Here is a 15,465-nt window from a genome sequence, read left to right on the forward strand (position 1 = left end):
CGCCCTGCTTAGTCGATCAGAACGCGTGCGCTATCCGGCGGTAGCGCTTTTCCGACACTCACCTTGACGGTGATCGTATGGCGCGGAAGCACGGTGATGGTCGTGGGCGCTAAGGCCTCCTCGCCAGCCTCGTGTACTTCGTCGATCAGAGCGCGGACTGCCTGTTGGTCTCCGGTAACGATGCGTCTGACGCGGTCATTGTTGCGAGGCTCGGCCAGAATTGGACCGCTTCGCATCAGGCCGGAGAACGATCCATGAGGGGAGCGTGGGGTAAAGTGCTCGATGATGAACCAGGTAAACGGCAGAGCCGAACGAAATGCCTCGTCGTGCAGCCCAACAAGGCCCGTGGGCTTACCCTCTATTGATCGAACCCAGATACCAGCGTCGATTCCACCGTTGCTGACCAAGGTATCTCTTAGCGCAAGCCCAGTTCCGTAATCGAAGATTTGGCCACTTAAGTTTCGCGTGTGAAGGGCGCGCACTTGGGTGCGGGTCGTGTCCGGAATCTTCGGCGTTTGTGGGCAATAGAGCCCGTACAGGAGTGCGCCCTCGCCAAGAATCGAAGCGAGCCGGTCGAGCCGGGTTTGTTGCTCTGCATCGACGGCTTGGAAGTTTGCCCGTTGGTCGTACTCGCCAGACTTCGAGTTTCGAAAGAGCCGCTTCGCTTGAACCAGATATGCCGTGGACCAGCTTTCCTTGGGCAGGATGTGGTTTTCATAAGTGAGGACGAGACCGAAATCGGACTGGGAGACGTGGCGCTCCATCGCCGTGTTATGAGGATACGTATCGAGCGCGACTTCGAAATCGAGACCGTCGCCAAGGGAAGCAAGGTCGGCGTTGAGCTGGTCCAGGCTATAGGTGAGGTTCTCTTCGCTCCGCTGGGTTTCTACATCGAGCAAGGCGCAAAGCTCGTTGGTGAGAGCCGGTTCATCCGGTGGATGTTTTCGAAGCATCCGCTGGGATAAAGCGTGGTCGACGCCGTCAAGGTATTGGATGACGTGCTTTAGGTGCTGCGGTCCGAACATAGTGCTACTTCTTGTTACTGCGCTTCGATTTGAGCGGCGCTAGGGTTTTCGACTATCGATTTTCGTCGCCCTGCTGCGGGCGGCTAGAAGGTATCCGCAAATAGAATACTGGGGAGGGCGTCGGTAGGTGTCCAAGCTCCAAACGTATGCCTGACATAGGACTGGCAGAGGGCGACAATCTTGTCGGCGTCCCCCAGACGAACAAGTTGCCGGGCGATTTCTGAACGCCCGGAAAGGGCTGGCGCGCTGTAACCGGAGCTGGACAAGAGAAGACCGCGGCTTGCTCCGCACACCATGACCACCTCAAAGAAGCGCTCCAGAATGCCGGATCCTGGTCTCGATGGCGCCTTCCAGTGCTTGATCTCAACGAGATAGATCACAGGCTGACCGGCCTCTGCGCAACGCAGTTCCAAATCAAAACCGCCGTCGCGTCCCGGGCGTGTGACTAGAACGTCGAATCCCAACCCCGAAAGAATCTCGCCCAGCAATCGTTCTAGGTCACGCCACTCGACATGTATGAGGTAATCAGGGCTACGAACGATTTCTTGAGCTAAGGCTTGCAACATGGAACGCAGGGCACATTCGACGGATGCCCCGGGTGCGTCATCTTGGTCCCGCAGCGCTTCCTGTTGTTCAGAAATATAGCGCTTCAGACGGGGGCGGCTGCCGTTGGCCGGCCACACGATTCGGCCGTCCGCGTCTTCGGCTTGCGCTCGCTCTAAAGTGAACCGCCAGTGTCGGCCGTTCGGAGGAAGATGTCCTCTCCAGTCGTATTGAAGGCGTGACCGCACCCCATGAACCGTCAGATCGGCAAGCAAATATGGTCCGCGTGAATCATTATCTGGATTGCGATAGCGATCTGCATTGGGCACCGATCGGCGCTCGCCTGTGCGGCGTGTGTCATGAACGCTCACGATCTATCCCTCGTTGTCTGGCCAATTGCCGCCAGTTCGGAGATCGGCGACATTGGTAGAGTCCTTGGGCATTTGTAACGAGATGTGCCAATCCCGAGGTAGGGTTCGCTTCGAAGTGAACTCGACGCGCTGAATTGCAGGCGCTTCGGACGACCCGTATTCGACTCTTTGCGCATTTTCGAGAGGGACCATTTCTGGCTCGATCCAAAGAGCCACGCCCAGAAAAACGTGGCCCAGCAAATAAGTGCCGCCCCCATGGTCGATCGCGACGTTACCGGAATATGGAACACGCGCGGTTCGAATGATCGGCGGTGCGCCCTTCGCAATGTCGCCGAAGGGATTCAGTGCCGCCTGGACTTCGTGCCAAACATCATTGACTGACCAAGTGGACCCGTCGTCCGTGTTTCGAAAGATAGGTGCGAATAAGTCTGTATCTGCCGGCAAGGTGAAGTCGAATTCATCCGGCGGTGTTGTGCCGGACTCGGCCGGGCGAAAGGTCCGAATACCGACTCCCGCAAGGGCGCACGCTTTGTGCCAGAAGATCACGAGATCCAGCTTCAAGAGCTGATTGATATCTGAGATTGAAAGCTCCGACGCCTGCCGAAGCGAAATGCCATGTTGTCGTGCGATGGCGTCGGCCTGGGGCGAAAAACCTGATGCGCTGACTGCTATGGTGCGGTCTGCGCCGATTGCTTGGCGTTTGGCCGCCAGTTGTTCGATCCAGGTGACATCCTGCTTCTTGGTTCTCCGCCGACACTCTATCGTGATGAGGAGCTCCGATGTCCCCGCTCGCGTGCGGATGCTCGCATCGACCTCGCGCAGCCGGCCAGTGACCCTACATTTGATCCGGTCAGGAGACTTTACGACCATGCCGGTCGGGCCGGCGTCGGCCTCGATCCGCGCAACCAAACGCTCGAACTCGCGCCATTCGGGATCTTGACGGGGTCGAGCGGTCACTCCTCACCGCCTTTCTTTTTCGCCGCCGCGTTCAGAAACATCGGAAAAAAGCTTCGCTGCGTTTTTACTTTGATGATGTCGTTGACGCCGATCGTATTTGCCTTCCTCCTCTCGCCGCCGGCTGGAGTGATTACTTCCAAATCCGGGTTCTCGATGATCGCCGCATGGACATCCTCTGCATGCGCAGGGGTGATGTTGTAGATGCTCTCGTAGAAGTCGATTACGGACATGGCATCACCGGATTCCGTCACGAGGCGCGGAATGTCTCCCAAGAGTTGGTCCTTCGCGGACGCCCGGCCCTTAACGTCGAACAAGTAGAGCATTCCCTCGTCGTGCCTGGGGTCGTAGGACAGCATATTGAGGCCCGAGCGACCGAAATGCGCCTGGAGGCTCGCATTGTCATGAAGGATGTTGTTGTAGACCTGCCGTGCCCGGTAGGCATTGGCGAAGTGGATCAACCAATACCGCCATCCGCCTGGATTGTTGATCGAGAAGGGACTGACGTAGGGCGCGCATAGGCGAAAGGCGTCGAAGACAATCTTCTCCGCAGTTCCCAGCCAGTCGTTCTTGCTCATCAAGCCATTGAGCGCATCGATGCTCGCGCTCGTCAGCCCAAGATGAGCAAGACGTGTTTTCAGCTGTTCTGGTTGGTTCTTCTGCAGGAAAGCGAGCAGTGAACTGATCATAAAAGTGTAGAAGATTTCTGCAGCGGGATAGGAGTGCATGATGTCGAGGAGCGTATCCCTCTCGACGTGACTGTCGCCGCATTGATCCAGATTGAAGATGACGCTCCGATACCGTCCCTGCTCAAGAAGCGTCTTGATCTGCGGGTATGCCGCCTCGAAAAATTCGTTCAAATATTCGACGCGGAGGTGCAGCTTTGGGCACGTCTCGGCGATGGCAGCTTGCATCGGCGCGACATGTGTCTTCAACAACTCAATGGCATCGCGGCTGGCGTCGTTGAAGATGAGAAGGCATTCGACCTCGATCGCGCCAAGGCCTTGCACTGACCGATGTGTGTTTACTGCCTCGACGGCGCGCTGCAGTTCCTCAATGAATATCAGCGGTGATCCCGGTGTGCCGCACTGGTATCGTCCGCCGCCTGCAAAGCCGTCCACAATTGCAAGTCGAAACCGTTCCTGTTGCGGCAGCCTGCAGCGGACGCTGAGATAATCGAAGACGTATTCGCGCAGGATTTTGTGCTTGCGCTTAGAATGCTCCTCGAGCTTTGCGCCATCAGCCCATTCGTATGGTTTTTCTACCACCTCGCCCCCAATCCCTCGTGGACCCTTTAAGGAACAGCGCTGGGAACGGTGGGCATCTCATCCCAGGTACGTCCCCGATACTCGCGTCCGTTGGCTCTTTTTGAGCGCTTTTTATTGTCTTTTCCCCAAGTGCCCCACTGCTTAAAAAAGAAGGCTGTTCCTGCTGACAGGCACTGCAGATGTATTTCGTCGATCCATTCCTCACGGATTGGCCGAGCTGACTTCCCGCTCTCGCCGCCGACGATCGCCCAATGGATATCGCGAAGGTCAACACGACCGACGGCGCCAATAAGGGGCTCGAAGGAGATGAACCGTATGGCCGCTGGTGCCTTGCGCAGGTGTCCTATGCGTTCGACCACATCCGCGTTCTCGATGCTGGTACCGAGCCAGACATTCGGCAGGATCTCGCCAATGCGATTGGCCACCAGCTTAGCCATGCGCTCGGGACGCTTCGTCAGGATCTGGTAGTGGTGATGCGGCGTCTCGCGCATGACCTGCCAGACGTCGCTGATGAAGGCATCGCTCACCCGTTCATGGAAGAGGTCGCTCATCGAGTTTACAAATATCTTGCGGGATTTGCGCCAACGGAGTGGGATCGAAAGCGCCTCGCGGTCCTCCCGCACGACACCATTCCAGACGGTGCGCTTTCCCGTTTTGCGAGTGAGCTTGGCATATTTATCCACGCCCATAGCCTCGAGGCGCCTCGCCATTTCCATGGCATAGCAATGAGTGCAACCGGCGGTGACGATTGAGCAGCCCGCGACTGGATTCCAAGTGGCGTCCGTCCACTCGATCTGAGTTTCAGCCATCTTGTCCCCCATCCTGACTTTGTGTCGGCCGGCGCATCAGGCGGTTCCAGTCATCGCGCGCCGGCTTGCTTGCGACGCCGAGCGGCTGTGTGAATTGCCTTCGTCTTAACGCCGATGTCTCCGAGTTTCTGGAGGCGAAACGCAGGCCGCGCAGGAAGCTTCACCGTCAGTTCAAGCTTTCCACCGATTGCCTCGACATAGCTTCGTAGCGTCGACAGATACATGTCGGTCTGCTTCTCGATCTTCGACACGGAGGGCTGCTTGATGTTGAGCGCGGTTGCGATGTCCTCTTGCGCCTTGCCGGCGATCTGGCGCAGCTCGCGCAGTCCCTCGACCTCTTCCCGCAGGTCCTGGTAGCGCGCCTCGATCTGCTCCTGCTGGTCGCGAGGCAGCGCAGCAATGATATCATCCAGTTTCCGACCCATATGATCATCCCTCCTTTCCGGATTTCAGGCTTTCCAGATGTTCGGAAAACCGACTATCCGCCTTTGCGATAAGCTGCTTGTAGAAGCGCTTCTGGCTGCCGCCGGATTTGTCGCCTGCGACCAGAAGGATGGCCTTCCGTTCCGGGTCGAAAGCGAACGCAGCACGCCATTCGCCGTCGGCAGCTGAGAAGCGCATCTCCTTCATGTTGGCGTGTTTCGAGCCCTTGAGCGTATCGACGTAGGGCCGACCGAGCTGCGGGCCGTATTCGGCGAGCAGTTTGGCGACGGCTAGCAACTCCGTCTGGACCTCGCGGACAAACGCTAGAAACTCCGCCTCGAAAGCATCATGCAGTCTGACGTCCCAATTCATATAGCTTCCAGGCTATGTCCGGTCAATGGCAATCCCGCCAGCGAATCCGCATCGGCGATCCAGCGCTGGCGGTTGAGATGGGGCAGGAGGAGAGGGGTTATGCGGCTTCCGGCAGCGCGCTCTTCCGCTTCTTCTTCGCCAGAAGCTCGCGGACGAACTTGTCCCACCTGGTCATGGCTGCGCGCTTTTCCGGCATGTAATTCCAGCGATCGTAGCTCTTCGAGCTGACGTCCTGCAGAGTATGGTTCTGCAATCGGTCTCGGATCTCTTTCGACAGGCCCGCCTTGCCCGCAAGTGTCTTCCATGTGCGCCGCAGATCGCGGTTCGTCACCACAGGGATAACTTCGCGGTCTCGCTGGCGCCACATAAACGAGTAGAGGGTGCCATGGCTAACCGGCTTGGAGGGATCAGTCGCGGACGGGAAGAACCACCCATATTCGTTCGGCTTGATCGACTCGATGAGCTCGGCGGCGACTTTGGGCACTGGGATGGCGTGTGGTTTGCCATTCTTTGTTTTTGACCAGTCGATGATGCGCTCCGCGGCATCCCATTGGTCGACATGCAAGCGGGCGATCTCTTCGACGCGCTGACCGGTCAGCATGAGAATTCTGACCGCGCGGGTGTAGGGCGGGTGAACTGGCGCATCGGGGCATTCGAGCCAGCGATAAAGGCGCACGAACTCCTCTTCGTCCAGCCAGCGCGTGCCGACATTCTTTGGCTCGGTCGGAATTCCGGCAGCCGGATTGAACACGAGACGAAAGCGTCGGGCTGACGTGCTGCGGTAGTCGTGTTCGGACTTCAAGCCCCAGCTGTAAGCCGATCGGATGTAGCTGCGAACATGGTCGGCCATGGAGCGTTTGCCGCGTTCATAGATCGGGCGGATGAGGTCTCTAATTTCTTCAGGCTCGATGTCGCGGGCTGGGCGGTTGCGCCCAAGCGTATCGGCGATCTTGTTCAAACCCTTTTCGACCTCCTTCCAGGACGGCTTCCCATCTGCCTTGAGTGAGGCGACGTAAGCTTCGAATAGATCGGCAACAGTGCCGGGCCGCGTGTCGCCCGCAATCTTGATGCTGCGTCCCTTCTGGATCATGTCGGCGTAGTCGCGCTTGAATATCTCGCGCGCTTGGCTGAGGCTCATGGAAGGGTAAGAGCCGAGCTTCTTCTTGAGGCGCTTTTGGTCTCGCCACTGCTGGGCCATCCAGTCCGCCGTCACGCGGGTTGGCATTGGCTTCATCACGAGGACCAGTCGGCCCGTTCCGTGGCCCTCACCGTCGACAAGGCTTTGCTGCTTTCCGGTCTCTTCAACCTGTTTCAGAGCGCGGCGAATTTCTCCATCTGTAAGGCTTGGCACTGGGGTCTCCCGTAGGCTTTCAAGTGGGATCGGCGGACGGGTAGTAGGGGTCTGTGCTTGGGTCCAAAACGGGCCTCGATCCCCCCTAAAACCGACCCCAATATGCCACGGTATCCGGCTCTACGACAAGCCAGAAAATCGTTATGCTTCAATGTGCTACAGCGTGATCCAACGTGATCAAAAGGGCCGAGTGGGATGGTTGTGCACCAGGATGATGGCGGTGGCCGACAATTCCAGCGCGCGCTTGATGACCTCGCGCGGATAGACCGGCGTGTGATCGACGGTGCCGGTCTGCTGCACCTCATCCGCGATCAACTGGTTGCGCTTGTCGAGGAACAGCAGCCGAAACTGCTCCTTGTCGGCGAACGCCATGCTGGTCCGGCAATAGGTGATGACGTCCTGCCATGACGCCAATGCGTGCTTCTGCTTGACCTCGCCCCTGGCGATGCGGTGCGCGGCGGCGGCGATCAGCTTGAGCTGCGTGATCGAGGCATCGCCGATGCCGTCGATCTCGCGCAGGCGGAGCTCCGGCGCATGGATCACCTCGGCGAACGATCCAAACGTCTTCAGCAGCGCCTTGGCCAGCGGCTTGACGTCGCGCCGCGGCAGCGCCGCGAACAGCACCATCTCCAGCAGCTCGTAGTCGTTGAGCGCGTCCGGGCCGGCGCTGTGGAAGCGTTCGCGCAGCCGCTGCCGATGGCCGTGATAATGCGGCGTCTCGGGCGGCGTGTCGGCAGGGGAAGCGGTTTCGTCGGACATCGGACGGCAAGCATGCCGCGGTCCGGCGTTTTTGCAACCTCGAACTGCGCGTGGCAATGCCCCCGAACTGCGTCAGGCGGCGCGCCCGGCCAGAACGAGGCCGAGGCCTGCGAGCAGCGCGAACGCGGTCGGATAGAAGGTGAGCGCAAAGCCGAAGGCGCGGCCGGCGGCGCCGCGGGCATAGCCGAGCCAGAACAACAGCCGTCCGAGGCCGAACAGGACGACGAGCGTCGTCAGCAGCGTCCGGGGATCAGGCAGGATCGCCGCCAGCGCCAGATGGACGGACACCGCGAGCACCGCCTGCTCCAGCGTGTTCTGCAGGATCGCATTGCCGCGGCGGACGGCCTCGGTCGCGACGGTGGTCGCGCTGCCGGCGATGTCCTGGGCCGAGAAGAAGCGCAGCCGGGCGACGTTGCCGATCGAGGCGAGCAGCCAGACGATCACGAACAGATCGAGCTTCAGTGCCGTCGCCAGCCGACCGGCGGCCGGCTGCGCGGGACCGTCCGCCTGCCACAGCGCAATCCCGATCGCCACGATTGCGATCAGCGCGGCGGCGGCCATGCCGCCCGCGACCTGCTTCTGCTCACGATGGAACGCTGCGTCCATTGTCATGATGATCGATTCCCCCGCCACCGGACTACAGCGATCCCGCCTCGCCTTCCATCCGCTCAATGCGGGAGATCGCTAAGAAAGGCTGCGATGCCGGTGAGGACCGGCGCCTGGTCGCCGGCGAACACCCAATGGTCGGCGCCGTCGAGCGCCACGAAACGGGCCTGAGGGATGTGGCTGGCGAGATGCCGGCCCGCCTCGATGAGCACGGCCCGATCGCCGCGCCGGTGCAGCACCAGCGTCGGTGCGGTGACCCGCCCGAGCAAATGGCGGACATCCGTATCGCGCAAGGCCTCGAGCAGGCCCTTGATGGCGCCCGGGCTGGACGCGGCCCGCAGCAGGCCCGCCCACCAGGCGCGCGCCTGGGGATCGGCGGCGAGGCTCGGCGCAAACGTTTCGATGCCCGCGGGGCCGCCCCATCCGGCGACCAGCTGCTGCAGCCATCGGGCGTACTGGCCGGCCTGCAATGCGTGCGGATAGTCCGCTGTCGCGCTTCCCTTGGCCAGCGAGGCGAACAGGATCAGTCCGGCGACGCGGTCGGGATGTTGGGCGGCGAAGGTGATGCAGGCCGGCCCGCCCTCGGAAGCGCCGAGCAGCACGATGCGCCGGCTGCCGGCGGCGTCGAGCACCGTCTCGATATCGCGCGCGGTGGCTTCCACCCCGGGACTGAAGCCGACCCGGTCGGAGAGCCCGACACCCCGGCGATCGAACAGGATGAGACGGCCCATGGCGGCGAGCGCGGCGAGGAAGGCGCGGGAGCGCGGCTCCTCCCAGATCCGTTCGACATGGGAGACGAAGCCCGGCAGCAGCAGGATGTCGAGCGGACCGCTGCCGTAGGTCTGATAGGCGAGATGAATGCCGCCCTTGCCGACATAGCGGGTCGGCGGTGCGCGCTCGTGCTCCGCCGTCGCGCCGTGCTTCAGCAGCGCCAGCGTGGCCGATTCGGGTGCGACGCCGAGTTCGTCGCGAAGACGCAAGGTGAGGGCATCGAGCTGGCGCTCGGCCGCGCTGCGGTCGCCGGCCAAAAGCAGGCTCGATATCAGGGCGCGGCCATAGACCTCGCTGAGCGGGTCGAGTGCGACCAGGCGTCGGGCATGGGCCACGGCTGCGGCGTGGTCGCCGGCGGCGCTGGCGTCCTGCACCACGCGCTCCAGGGCCTGCACGGCTCGGCCGCGCAGGGCCTCGCGGCGAAAGAACGCCCATTCGTCGAATTGCGGGCAGTCGCCGGGCGTGAAGCCGTCGAGGAAATCCCCGGTATAGAGCCGGCAGGCCAGAGCGAACGCGCCGCGATCACAGGCCGCCTCGAATAGCGCGGAGTCCACCTCCAGCGCGACGGCAGGCGACCAGCGCATCGTCGTCCGGTCGATGACGAGACAGTCGTCGCCGAGCGTCGCCTGCAGCCGGTGCAGCAACCGGCGCAGCCGCGCCCGCGCCACCTCTTCCGGACTGTCCGGCCAGAACATCGTCGCGACGACGTCGCGTGCGACGGGGCCCTGGGCGGCGGCGAGATGGACCAGCAACGCAAGCCCCTTGCGCAGCGGCAGCCGGCACAATTGGTCGTCCCGGCGGATCTCTGGAAAGCCGAGCGTCCGTACGCTGAACCGAACCATCGTGATGGGACCTGAGGTGACGGGACCTGCCATGACGCCGCCCGGGGGACGCTGGGGGGACGCGCGCCTGCTAGCGGTCATGCTCGATCCCAGCGCGCGTCCTGGGGTGGTCGATCCCTTGGCGCCAGCGCTGCCGTCCGCACAACCCGGGAAGCCTCCATGTTCGCACGTCTCCTGATCCTGTTCTACGCCGTCGTCAGTTATGCCGTCTTCCTCTTGTCGTTCGGCTGGGCGCTCGGGTTCGTCGGCAATTACAGCCAGCTCGCCGCCAAGACGATCGACAGCGGCGCGCCGGGGAACCTCGCCGAGGCTGTCGTCACCGACGTGCTGCTGCTCGCCGCGTTTGGAATCCAGCACAGCATCATGGCGCGCCCGACCTTCAAGCGATGGTTTACGCGTGTGATTCCGGCGGCCGCCGAGCGCAGCACCTATGTGCTCCTGTCCAGTCTGATGCTGCTGCTGCTGTTCTGGCAATGGCGCCCGATCCCGACGCCGGTGTGGCACGCCGAGGGGCTCGTCGCCAACGTCCTGACGGGAGTGCATTGGCTCGGCTGGTCGATCGCGTTGGCCTCGACCTACATGATCGATCATTTCGATCTGTTCGGCCTGCGCCAAGCCATTCACGCCGTGCGCGGCGCGGAGCCGACGGCTCACCCGTTCAGGACGCCGCTGCTGTATCGCCTGGTGCGCCATCCGCTGATGCTCGGCTTCCTGCTCGCGTTCTGGGCGACTCCGGAGATGACCGTCGGTCACCTGCTGTTCGCGGCTCTGAACACGGCCTACATCCTGGTCGGGCTCTGGTTCGAGGAGCGTGACCTGATCGTCCAGTTCGGGGCGGCCTATCAGCACTATCGCCAGCGGGTTCCAATGCTGTTGCCGCTGCTGACCGGCCGGCGGATGGCTGATCCCGATACCGAAGCGCGGCGCGCGCCGTAGCGCGCCGTCTGCCTGCTGCCGTGCCCACGCAGACGTGAATTGGTGAGGCGGACCCTCAGCACCTATGTCAATGACTGATGCCGCGATGCAGCATCGCGGCGCAAGCCGCTTCCGCGACTCTGGGACATCGGTCCCGCCGGGAGATCTTTGCATTGACCACCGTCACGTCCGAGCCCGCCGACAGAATGTCGGGCTGGATCACGCTGCTGCTGGCCTTTTCCTGCGGGCTGATCGTCGCCAACATCTATTATGCGCAGCCGCTGATCGGCCCGATCAGCAGCGATCTCGGCCTGCCGCCGCAACTCGCAGGCCTGCTGGTGACCATGAGTCAAATCGGCTACGGCGCCGGCCTGCTGCTGGTGGTTCCGCTCGGCGATCTCATCGAGAACCGCAAGCTCGTCATCATCACCGTCATCGTCGGCGCCACAGCCCTGGCCTGTGCGGCGCTGGCGACGCAGCCCGTGACCTTCCTGCTGTCCGCGCTGCTGATCGGCTTCGGCTCGGTCGCCGTGCAGATCCTGATCCCCTATGCGGGGCACATGGCGCCGGAGGCGATCCGCGGCCGCACCATCGGCAACGTCTCGACCGGCCTGATGCTCGGCATCATGCTGGCGCGCCCCGTCGCGAGCTTCGTCGCGGCCCATGCTTCGTGGCATGTCATCTACGCGGCATCGGCGGTTGCCATGGTGATCCTAGCCGTGGTGCTGCGCGTGGCGCTGCCGCCGCGCGAGCCGGCGGCGCGGCTGAGCTACGGCCGGCTGCTCGGCTCGATGGTCGAGCTCTATCGCAACACGCCGGTGCTGCGCCGCCGGGCGCTGTATCAGGCCGCGCTGTTCGGCTGCTTCAGCGTGTTCTGGACCACCTCGCCGCTGCTGCTGGCGGGGCCGGACTTCCAGATGTCACAGAGCGGAATCGCGTTGTTCGCGCTGGCCGGCGTCGCCGGTGCGATCATGGCGCCGGTGTCCGGCCGCATCGCCGACCGCGGCTGGACGAGGCCCGCGACGATCGCGTCGATGGTGTTGTGCGCGGCCGGCTTCGCGCTGACGCTGCTGGTTCCGTTGGGGACGCCGTGGTCGCTGACCACGCTGGTGATCGCGGCGATCGCGATCGATTGCGGCGCGCAGCTCAGCCTGATCCTCGGCTATCGCGTCCTGTTCGTGCTCGGCGCCGGCCAGCGCAGCCGGCTCAACGGGCTCTATATGACGACGTTCTTCGTCGCCGGTGCGGCCGGCTCAGGCATTGGCGCCTTCGCCTATGCCCGTGGCGGCTGGACGCTGGCAGCCGCGTTCGGCACGGTGCTGCCGCTCGCAGCGCTCGCCTACGCCTTCACCGACGATACCTGATCAGAACGGGCTGCGCTTCAATCCGGGCACCAGCGCCGCCAGCCGGTCCTTGATCCACGGTGCCGGCGGCAGCCTTCCCGCGGGCATCTCGACCGCCGCGGCCGGCTTGCGGCTGACGGCCAATGTCAGCGTCGCGAGATAATGGTCGCGCGCCTCCTTCACGGCACAATAGGCGCGGTGATCCGGATCGGCCTCGGTCGCGACACGGTCGTTCACGTTGATGACGAGCCGCGGCTTCGGCCGCCCGGTGTAGTCCGGCACGTTGCCGTAGATGAATTCGTTCAGCGCCTCGGGAAAGAAGGTCTGCCCCGTGAGCACGGTGGCCTCGTCGAGAAACACCCTGAAGTGGATGTGGGTGGCGCGGCCAGCATACCAGCCGGGATAGATCGTATCGAAGCCGGCCCAGCCGGCGGCGTCGGCCATCTGGGTGCCGCGCAGGAACGTCTTGCCGCTCTGGTCGATCTTGTGATTGTCGCTCTGGCCGGGAAATCCCGAGTAGAGGCCGCGTGCGTCGCAGTGCCAGACATCGATCCGCGCGCCCGGGATCGGCGTGCATGCGCCGCCCTCGATCACGCGCAGGCGCAGCCTGAGCGGCACGCCCGGCCGGCCCTCGGCGATGTCGGCCCGCACCAGCTTCGGATCGAGATAATAGGGACCCGATTCCGATTGCGGCGTCAGGATGCAGGCGTCGTCGGTGGTGGAGACGGCGCCCTGATCAGTCGCGGCCAGCGCTTGCCGTGCCGGCAGCAGCGTGGTTGCTCCGGCGGAGACGAGGCCCAGGAAGCCGCGGCGGGTTGCGTCGGTCATGCGTGCCTCCGTGGCGATGATGATGTGATCGCACTCGATCAGTGGGGCATGGCAACAATCGGACGGCGGCCAAGTTCGAAAACGCGATAGCCGCGCGCGACGCCGTTGCGGTCCCCGGCCGTTCATGCAATCATGGATTGCTTTTCATGCACGATTGAATTTTTGAGGGAGCGATCCATGCGGGCCACATGGCGTGCCGCCGCACTGATCCTGATCGGTTGTTCGATCGGTCATCAGTGCCTCGCGGATGAGAAAGTCATCAATCTCAAACCGGTGAACGTCTCGGGCAAGTTCGAAGGCAAGAAGGACAAGACCGCGGTCGACATCTCCGGCATCTCCTGCCTGCCGCCGGACGGCGACACGCGGACCTGCCTGCTCGTCAATGACGAGAACAAGAACGCGCAATTCGCGACGTTCGATGCCAAGAAGAACGAGTTGAAGGTCGGTCAGACCGTCAAGCTGATCGGCAAGAATCCGACACCGGAGACGACGCTCGGGACGGCGCCCGACGTGCCATGCAAGGGCGGCGATGACGGCTTCAAGGATCTCGACGGCGAGGGCGTCGCCTACGCCGCCTCCATGTTCTACGTGGTGGGCTCGCACGGCTGCTCACGCAAGAGCGACGAATTCCGGCTGTCATCCTTCATCCTCGCGCAGGTGAGCGCCGATTCGGCGCATACGGTCGTCACGACCTACCGCGTGTCGGAGATGTTGAAGAAATCCGACAAGGTCTCGTCCTATTTCGGTAAGGCCCTCGACGGCGGCAACGGCCTGAACATCGAAGGGATTGCCACGATCGGCGACAAGTTATGGGTGGGCCTGCGCGCGCCGGTCACCAAGGATGGTGATGCCTATCTGGTGAACGCCAGCATCTCCGAGCTGTTTCGTGCCGGCCACGACCCGGCCGTGACGACGATTCAAACCATGGGCATCAAGCTGGAGGGCCGCGGCATTCGCGATCTCGCGCCGTTGCCGGACGGGCGTATCCTGGTGCTTGCGGGGCCGGCCCAGGATCAGGACGTGTCCTACAAGCTCTACATCGCCAACCCAGCAACGAAACAGGACACGTCGCTCGGCACGTTGGAGTCCATCAGCCAGGATGGCACGGCGGGCAAAGCCGAGGGGCTGACGGTGCTCGACGTGGCCGGCAACAAGGCGAAATTCCTGGTCGTCTTCGATGGGCTGAAGAACGGCGACCCGCACAGCGGCGAAGTCGACCTGCCGAACTGAAGCAGGCGCCAATCCGCCGGCAGCGGCGCAGTCGATGACTGCGCCCGCCGTCGTCACACCTGCGTCAGCGGCTTTTCGCCATGGCGCTCGGACAGCGTGAAGATCTCGACGCCGTCGGCGGTGACACCGACCGAATGCTCGAACTGCGCCGACAGCGAGCGGTCGCGCGTCACGGCGGTCCAGCCGTCGGACAGGATCTTCACATGCGGCTTGCCGAGATTGATCATCGGCTCGATCGTGAAGAACATGCCGGGCTTGAGCAGCACGCCTTCGCCGGGGCGGCCGACATGGATGATGTTCGGCTCGTCGTGGAACAGCCGGCCGAGGCCGTGGCCGCAGAAGTCGCGCACCACGCTCATGCCCTGCGGCTCGACGAAGCTCTGGATGGCGTGGCCGATGTCGCCGGTGGTGGCGCCGGGCTTCACCGCGGCGATGCCGCGCATCATCGATTCGTAGGTCACCTCGATCAACCGCTCGGCTTTGCGCGAGATCGGGCCGATCGCATACATGCGGCTGGAGTCGCCATACCAGCCGTCGACGATGAAGGTGACGTCGACATTGATGATGTCGCCTTCCTTCAGCGGCCGGTCGTTCGGCATGCCGTGGCAGACCACGTGATTGATCGACGTGCAGGTCGAATAGCGGTAGCCGCGATACATCAAGGTCGCCGGATAGGCGCCGTGGCTGAAGGCGAACTCGCGCACGACATCGTCGATCCGCGACGTCGGCACGCCGGGCTTGACGACGTCGGTGAGGGCATCGAGGCACTTCGAGACCAGCGCACCGGCCTTGCGCATGCCGGCAAAGCCGCTCGCGCCATGCAGTTTGATCTGGCCATTCTTGCGCGCAGCGGTGTCGGTGGCTTCGATATAGCTCATGGGCCTGTTTCGTTCTTGGAATGGTCGTCAGGTGATCGCCTAATTTAATGATCGTGCGGGCCGGTGCAAGCGAGGTCTGCGCGGCCGCCGGATCGCGGCATCAGGGTGTCGGTTCCATCGCAAATCGTCGAACGTTTCGAGGCCATGCGGCGACACACCCTGTAGGTGCATTTGCAA

15 protein-coding genes and 1 pseudogene are annotated in these 15,465 nt (G+C 62.8%); 3 read left to right on the forward strand and 13 right to left on the reverse strand.

Annotation, left to right across the window (positions count from 1 at the left end):
- Nucleotides 1–8: 8 nt before the first annotated feature.
- The 11 genes and pseudogenes from ACQR1B_RS02380 to ACQR1B_RS02430 all read right to left on the reverse strand — a co-directional run bounded on the left by ACQR1B_RS02380 (nucleotide 9) and on the right by ACQR1B_RS02430 (nucleotide 10,094).
- On the reverse strand, nucleotides 9–1,025 hold the full coding sequence (locus tag ACQR1B_RS02380; RefSeq protein WP_434831420.1) for a hypothetical protein: 1,017 nt from the start codon (nucleotides 1,023–1,025) through the stop codon (nucleotides 9–11).
- An 83-nt stretch (nucleotides 1,026–1,108) separates the two neighbouring features.
- Complete coding sequence (locus ACQR1B_RS02385) at nucleotides 1,109–1,939, reverse strand: restriction endonuclease (RefSeq protein ID WP_434831419.1); 831 nt, start codon at nucleotides 1,937–1,939, stop codon at nucleotides 1,109–1,111.
- Nucleotides 1,940–1,942: 3 nt separating this feature from the next.
- Nucleotides 1,943–2,896 (reverse strand): restriction endonuclease, encoded by a 954-nt coding sequence (locus tag ACQR1B_RS02390; protein ID WP_434831418.1) that lies wholly within the window; start codon nucleotides 2,894–2,896, stop codon nucleotides 1,943–1,945.
- Nucleotides 2,893–4,161 carry a three-Cys-motif partner protein TcmP gene (locus ACQR1B_RS02395; RefSeq protein WP_434831417.1) on the reverse strand — a complete coding sequence of 423 codons (1,269 nt, stop codon included), beginning with the start codon at nucleotides 4,159–4,161 and terminating at the stop codon, nucleotides 2,893–2,895. The genes ACQR1B_RS02390 and ACQR1B_RS02395 overlap by 4 nt, the downstream gene beginning before the upstream one ends.
- Before the next feature lie 26 nt (nucleotides 4,162–4,187).
- Entirely contained in the window at nucleotides 4,188–4,970 is a 783-nt protein-coding gene (locus tag ACQR1B_RS02400) for a DUF5131 family protein (protein ID WP_434831416.1), read from the reverse strand.
- Between the two features lie 50 nt (nucleotides 4,971–5,020).
- Nucleotides 5,021–5,395: an XRE family transcriptional regulator gene (locus ACQR1B_RS02405; protein WP_434831415.1), complete on the reverse strand. Its 375-nt coding sequence runs from the start codon at nucleotides 5,393–5,395 to the stop codon at nucleotides 5,021–5,023.
- 4 nt (nucleotides 5,396–5,399) lie between these two features.
- A complete protein-coding gene (locus ACQR1B_RS02410; protein ID WP_434831414.1) occupies nucleotides 5,400–5,765 on the reverse strand; it encodes a type II toxin-antitoxin system RelE/ParE family toxin in 366 nt (121 codons plus the stop codon).
- Between the two features lie 97 nt (nucleotides 5,766–5,862).
- A complete protein-coding gene (locus ACQR1B_RS02415) occupies nucleotides 5,863–7,116 on the reverse strand; it encodes a tyrosine-type recombinase/integrase (protein ID WP_434831413.1) in 1,254 nt (417 codons plus the stop codon).
- Nucleotides 7,117–7,264: 148 nt separating this feature from the next.
- Nucleotides 7,265–7,875 (reverse strand): annotated as a pseudogene (locus ACQR1B_RS02420) (JAB domain-containing protein).
- Between the two features lie 72 nt (nucleotides 7,876–7,947).
- Nucleotides 7,948–8,487 carry an MAPEG family protein gene (locus tag ACQR1B_RS02425; RefSeq protein ID WP_434831412.1) on the reverse strand — a complete coding sequence of 180 codons (540 nt, stop codon included), beginning with the start codon at nucleotides 8,485–8,487 and terminating at the stop codon, nucleotides 7,948–7,950.
- A 56-nt stretch (nucleotides 8,488–8,543) separates the two neighbouring features.
- Nucleotides 8,544–10,094 (reverse strand): alpha/beta fold hydrolase, encoded by a 1,551-nt coding sequence (locus tag ACQR1B_RS02430; RefSeq protein WP_434831610.1) that lies wholly within the window; start codon nucleotides 10,092–10,094, stop codon nucleotides 8,544–8,546.
- A gap of 159 nt (nucleotides 10,095–10,253) precedes the next feature.
- Here ACQR1B_RS02430 and mddA point away from each other — a divergent pair, with 159 nt between their 5' ends.
- Nucleotides 10,254–11,030 carry a methanethiol S-methyltransferase gene (gene mddA / locus ACQR1B_RS02435; RefSeq protein WP_434831411.1) on the forward strand — a complete coding sequence of 259 codons (777 nt, stop codon included), beginning with the start codon at nucleotides 10,254–10,256 and terminating at the stop codon, nucleotides 11,028–11,030.
- A 152-nt stretch (nucleotides 11,031–11,182) separates the two neighbouring features.
- On the forward strand, nucleotides 11,183–12,373 hold the full coding sequence (locus ACQR1B_RS02440; RefSeq protein ID WP_434831410.1) for an MFS transporter: 1,191 nt from the start codon (nucleotides 11,183–11,185) through the stop codon (nucleotides 12,371–12,373).
- Here ACQR1B_RS02440 and ACQR1B_RS02445 read toward each other — a convergent pair whose 3' ends face one another.
- Nucleotides 12,374–13,180, reverse strand: a complete 807-nt coding sequence (locus ACQR1B_RS02445) for an intradiol ring-cleavage dioxygenase (protein WP_434831409.1) — start codon at nucleotides 13,178–13,180, stop codon at nucleotides 12,374–12,376.
- Between the two features lie 177 nt (nucleotides 13,181–13,357).
- Here ACQR1B_RS02445 and ACQR1B_RS02450 point away from each other — a divergent pair, with 177 nt between their 5' ends.
- Nucleotides 13,358–14,410 (forward strand): DUF3616 domain-containing protein, encoded by a 1,053-nt coding sequence (locus ACQR1B_RS02450; RefSeq protein WP_434831408.1) that lies wholly within the window; start codon nucleotides 13,358–13,360, stop codon nucleotides 14,408–14,410.
- Between the two features lie 53 nt (nucleotides 14,411–14,463).
- Here ACQR1B_RS02450 and map read toward each other — a convergent pair whose 3' ends face one another.
- Nucleotides 14,464–15,288, reverse strand: coding sequence for a type I methionyl aminopeptidase (gene map, locus ACQR1B_RS02455; protein WP_434831407.1), 825 nt, complete (start codon nucleotides 15,286–15,288; stop codon nucleotides 14,464–14,466).
- Nucleotides 15,289–15,465 lie beyond the last annotated feature (177 nt).

Origin of the sequence: Bradyrhizobium oligotrophicum, assembly GCF_051168495.1 — a bacterium.
Classification (GTDB): Bacteria; Pseudomonadota; Alphaproteobacteria; order Rhizobiales; family Xanthobacteraceae; genus Bradyrhizobium; species Bradyrhizobium oligotrophicum_A.

Excerpts from the sequence above, each read along its gene's own strand:
- ACQR1B_RS02380 (WP_434831420.1), bottom strand. The coding sequence starts at position 1,025 with ATGTTCGGACCGCAGCACCTAAAGCACGTCATCCAATACCTTGACGGC.
- ACQR1B_RS02400 (WP_434831416.1), bottom strand. The coding sequence starts at position 4,970 with ATGGCTGAAACTCAGATCGAGTGGACGGACGCCACTTGGAATCCAGTC.
- ACQR1B_RS02405 (WP_434831415.1), bottom strand. The coding sequence starts at position 5,395 with ATGGGTCGGAAACTGGATGATATCATTGCTGCGCTGCCTCGCGACCAG.
- ACQR1B_RS02410 (WP_434831414.1), bottom strand. The coding sequence starts at position 5,765 with ATGAATTGGGACGTCAGACTGCATGATGCTTTCGAGGCGGAGTTTCTA.
- ACQR1B_RS02425 (WP_434831412.1), bottom strand. The coding sequence starts at position 8,487 with ATGACAATGGACGCAGCGTTCCATCGTGAGCAGAAGCAGGTCGCGGGC.
- ACQR1B_RS02430 (WP_434831610.1), bottom strand. The coding sequence starts at position 10,094 with ATGGTTCGGTTCAGCGTACGGACGCTCGGCTTTCCAGAGATCCGCCGG.
- mddA (WP_434831411.1), top strand. The coding sequence starts at position 10,254 with ATGTTCGCACGTCTCCTGATCCTGTTCTACGCCGTCGTCAGTTATGCC.
- ACQR1B_RS02445 (WP_434831409.1), bottom strand. The coding sequence starts at position 13,180 with ATGACCGACGCAACCCGCCGCGGCTTCCTGGGCCTCGTCTCCGCCGGA.
- ACQR1B_RS02450 (WP_434831408.1), top strand. The coding sequence starts at position 13,358 with ATGCGGGCCACATGGCGTGCCGCCGCACTGATCCTGATCGGTTGTTCG.
- map (WP_434831407.1), bottom strand. The coding sequence starts at position 15,288 with ATGAGCTATATCGAAGCCACCGACACCGCTGCGCGCAAGAATGGCCAG.